The organism is Mesorhizobium sp. M7A.F.Ca.US.006.04.2.1 (assembly GCF_004022915.1).
In the GTDB taxonomy this organism is placed as follows: Bacteria; Pseudomonadota; Alphaproteobacteria; order Rhizobiales; family Rhizobiaceae; genus Mesorhizobium; species Mesorhizobium ciceri.
In genome coordinates, this window is sequence record NZ_RZQA01000562.1 from 1 (window position 1) to 4,284 (window position 4,284).

Below are 4,284 nucleotides of genomic sequence, written 5' to 3' on the forward strand. Positions count from 1 at the left end.
GTGCGTTGGTCTTCTTGCGGTCCCACGCGACGCGCTGGCCGATCACCGATGAAATCGGCACGCGGTCGCGTATCTCGTCGAGGAAGGCGGGTGGAAAGCGCATCGGGGAACTCGTTTCCCGATTATATAATCACGCCCGCGAAATCCGACGACCCTTAATGCGGGCCATACCCGGTTTCCACAGGCAAAAAGAAAGGCGGCCGTAGCGGGCCGCCTCCCTTTTCAATGTCCGGCAAGGTGCCGATTAATGCGCGGCAAGCGCGCCGAAGATGACGCCGGAGAGGATGCCGACCAGCACATAGTCGTTGCCGACGCGGATCCATTCCTGGCCGCGGCCGGGGCGATGCAGGCCGTAGCGGCCATAGTCGCGGATCGGCTGATGGCGCTTCCAGCCGGAATATTTCTGGCCATGCCGCCAGTTGTTGCGCTTCACGACGACGACCTTCTTCTTGTAAACGCGCTTCCTCACATCGCTGTGGTGGCCGGGCTTCTGCCAGTCGACCTGGCTGTAGTTCGACTGCGGCGCGTTCGGCGCATTCAGCGGTGCGGCCTGGCCGGTGAGCGACGTGGCGGCCAGCATCGAGAAAGCGAGTGCGGAAAGGACGATGCGTTTCATGAGAAGTCTCCTTGGTTGTCGATACCGAAGCAGTAGCTGCCCATCGATGAACCGAAACTGAACGCACGCATTACAATTATGTAATGGATTCCTTGATTTACCCAAGGAAGCTGAACATGATCGCAAAGGCAGGAGCCAGTCGCACCGCAAACTCGGCCTATCCGCCGCTTCGCGCCCGCCCAGCAATGCAACCATTTGCGCGTCCGTCCATTTTCCGACACCGCCTGTCGCGCGGCAACGGCCCTTGAAATCGACAAGATTTTATTATCCGGCTAAAATATTCGAGCTATTATAAGTCACCGCCATGAACATGATTCGTTCCCTCGTTTTTCCTTCTGATCGCCACGCAAAACAGGGCGGGCGCCCTGTTTGCATGCGGGGGACGAAATGAGCGGGTCCGTCGTCCTTCTGCATCTGGCCGGCGCCGTGGCGCTGATGCTGTTTGCCACCCGCATGGTGAAGACCGGCGTTGAACGCGCCTATGGCGACGTGCTGCGCCATCGCCTCCGCGCCACCATGCGCAATCCGATCATGGCGGTGCTGGCCGGCACCGGCCTTGCCATCGCCCTGCAGAGCTCCACCGCCGTCACGCTGCTGGTCGGCTCCTTCGCCGGCTCTGGCATCGTCTCTGGCGCCGCGGGCCAATTGGCGGTGCGCGGCGCCGAGATCGGCTCGGCGCTGGTGGTCAAGCTGCTGACCTTCGACCTCACCTTGCTGGTGCCGCTGTGCCTGATCACCGGCACGGTCATGTTCATGGCCACCGAGCGGCGCGACTGGCGCCAGTCCGGCCGCATCCTGGTCGGCATCGGCCTTCTGATCCTGTCGCTGGAGATGATCGGCCAGGCATCGGAGCCCCTGCGCAACAGCCAGCTCATGCCGGTCATCATCAACTACTTCTCGACCGATTCCATCACCGCCTATCTGCTGGCGGCACTGATCACCTGGCTGTTCCAGTCGAGCATCGCGGCGGTGCTGTTGATGGCGACGCTGGCAGGCCGTGGCCTGATCACGCCCGAACTTGGCGTCGTTCTCATCCTTGGCGTCAACCTCGGCTCCTCGATCATCGCGCCGATGCTGACCCGCTCGTCGAGCCCCGAAGTGCGCGTCGTGCCGATCGGCAATCTCCTGATGCGCGGGCTTGGCTCGCTGGTCATGCTGATCCTGGTCATGATCTTCAGGCCGCACTTCGCCTTTCTCGGTTCGACGGCGGCGGACCAGATCGTCAATGCCCACATCCTGTTCAATGTGCTGATCCTGCTCGCCGGCCTGCCGCTGGCAGGCTTCGTCTACCGCGCTTCGGAGAAGATCGTCGCACTTGGCACCAAGCCCGTGCCGGCCGCCTCGCTTGACGTCGTCGAGCTGTCCGCGCTCAACGAAAGCGCGCTCGACGTGCCGAGCCAGGCGCTGGCCAATGCCACCCGCGAGGTGGTGCGGGTCTGCGAGACGATCGAGATCATGCTCAAGCGTATCATCGAACTCTATGAAAGTGCCGACGCCGACAAGATCAAGGCGCTGGCCGCACTCGACGACCGCGTCGACCGCAAGCACGCCGCGATCAAGCTCTACCTCGCCAAACTGACCAGGAACCCGCTGACCGAGGACGAGGCGCTGCGCTGCCAGGAACTGATCGGCGCCTGCGTCAAGCTCGAGCAGGTCGGCGACATCATCGTGCGCAACATGCTGGTGCATGTGAAGAAGAAGTTCGAGCGCGGACTGGAATTCACCGACGAGGGCTGGGCCGAGTTGTGCGCCTTCCATGGCTCGGTTCTGGCCAATGCGCGGCTTGCCTTCAACGTTCTGGTGTCGCGCGATCCCGAGACCGCCCGTCAGCTGGTGCTGGAAAAGGACCGGCTGCGCGACCGCGAAAAGGAAACCAGCGCCAGCCATTTCGTGCGGCTGCGCGACGGCACCGCCAAGAGCGTCGAAACCAGCTCGATCCATCTCGACACCATCCGCGACCTGAAACAGATCAATTCGCTGCTGGCCTCGATGGCCTATCCGGTGCTTGAAGAGCGCGGCCTGCTGACGGGGTCGCGGTTGAAGGCGAGCTGAGAAGCGCCACTTTCCCTTCTCCCCTGGGGAGAAGGGAAGCGGCTGCTCGCATCCAATTCAAGAAAACCTAAACTCGCGACAAAAATTTCTGGATTGCCCGCAAAGCCCATCCGTGGTTTGAGGCGCTTCCAGCTAAGGCTTCTCCATGTCGCTTCCGCTCATCGCCCTGTTCATCGCCGCCTTTGCCTTCGGCACCACCGAATTCGTCATTGCCGGCGTGCTGCCGCAGGTGGCGCAAGGCCTGGGCGTCTCGGTTCCCTCCGCCGGCTATCTCGTCTCCGGCTATGCCGGCGGCATCGCCATCGGCGGCCCGCTGCTGGCGCTCGCCACCAAGTCATTGTCGCGCAAGACCTTGCTGCTCGGCCTCGCCATCGCCTTCACCATTGGCCAGGCGGCTTGCGCGCTGGCGCCCGATTTCACCTCGATGCTTCTGTTGCGCATTGCCGTGGCGGTCGCGCATGGCGCCTATTTCGGCGTCGCCATGGTCGTCGCCGTCGGTCTCGTGCGCGAGGACCAGCGCGGCATGGCTGTCGCCGTCATCCTGTCCGGCCTCACCGTCTCCAACGTCATCGGCGTGCCGGCCGGCACCGCAATCGGCAACATCTGGGGCTGGCGTGCGACTTTCTGGGTGATGTGCGCGCTGGGTGTCGCGGCAACGCTTGCCATGGCAACCCTTTTGCCGCGCACCACCGGCTCATCGGCCAAGCCCGCCGGCTTCGCCCGCGAGGTCCGCGTGCTGGCCCGCCAGCAGGTCTGGACATCGCTGATCCTGATGCTGATGCTGATGATCGGCCAGTTCGGCCTGTTCACCTACATCACCCCGACACTGCTGGAAGTCACCGGTCTCGACGAGAACCTGGTGCCGTGGGTGCTGCTGCTCAACGGCGTCGGCGCAACCCTTGGCGTCTTCCTCGGCGGCAAGCTCTCCGACTGGAAGCTGATGCCGTCATTGATCACCATGCTGGCCCTGCAGGCGGTGACGCTTGGCGTCATCTATGCCGTCAGCCCCTATCCCCTGCCGATGGTTGTGGCGATCGTCATCTGGGGCGGTCTCAACTTCGCCATCGGCACGCCGATCCAGACCCGCATCCTGGCCTGGACCGCGGACGCCTCGAACCTTGCCTCGTCGCTCATTCCCTCCGGCTTCAATGTCGGCATCGCGCTGGCCGCTTCGTTGGGCGCCGCGATGCTGAACAGCGGCTATGGCTACCGCAGCCTGCCGCTGCTGGGCGCCATCGCCATGCTGGTTGCCGTGGCAGTGGCGCTCGCCTCTTATGTCTGGGAAGGGCGCAGCAACGCCACGCCGCCGCTGACAGCCCCAGCCGAGTAGATCACGATCCGGAAAAGTGGACGCCGGTTTTCCGAAAAGATCGCGATCAACCAAAAACACTTCACCCGCGCCAGCGCAGCAGGCGCATGGCGTTGGCGGTGACCAGCACGGTCGCGCCGGTATCGGCCAGGATCGCCGGCCACAGGCCGGTGATGCCCAAAATGGTGGTGACCAGGAACACCGCCTTCAGCCCCAGCGCCACGGTGATGTTCTGGCCGATATTGGCCATCACCGCCCGCGACAGTTTCACCATACGCGCGACGTCCATGACGCGGCCGTGCAGGAT

3 protein-coding genes and 1 pseudogene are annotated in these 4,284 nt (G+C 63.5%); 2 read left to right on the forward strand and 2 right to left on the reverse strand.

Going from position 1 to position 4,284, the window contains the following annotated elements; all coding sequences use genetic code 11:
- Positions 1-244: 244 nt before the first annotated feature.
- Positions 245-616 carry an RcnB family protein gene (locus EN925_RS25220; RefSeq protein WP_013530147.1) on the reverse strand — a complete coding sequence of 124 codons (372 nt, stop codon included), beginning with the start codon at positions 614-616 and terminating at the stop codon, positions 245-247.
- 387 nt (positions 617-1,003) lie between these two features.
- Between EN925_RS25220 and EN925_RS25225 the strand changes: the two genes are divergently transcribed.
- Positions 1,004-2,668: a Na/Pi cotransporter family protein gene (locus EN925_RS25225; protein WP_013530146.1), complete on the forward strand. Its 1,665-nt coding sequence runs from the start codon at positions 1,004-1,006 to the stop codon at positions 2,666-2,668.
- Between the two features lie 145 nt (positions 2,669-2,813).
- The gene (locus EN925_RS25230) at positions 2,814-3,998 is read left to right on the forward strand and encodes an MFS transporter (protein WP_127368189.1); all 1,185 of its coding nucleotides are present in this window, start codon (positions 2,814-2,816) and stop codon (positions 3,996-3,998) included.
- Between the two features lie 61 nt (positions 3,999-4,059).
- Here the strand turns inward: EN925_RS25230 and EN925_RS25235 are convergent.
- Positions 4,060-4,284 (reverse strand): annotated as a pseudogene (locus tag EN925_RS25235) (heavy metal translocating P-type ATPase); the annotation flags it as partial.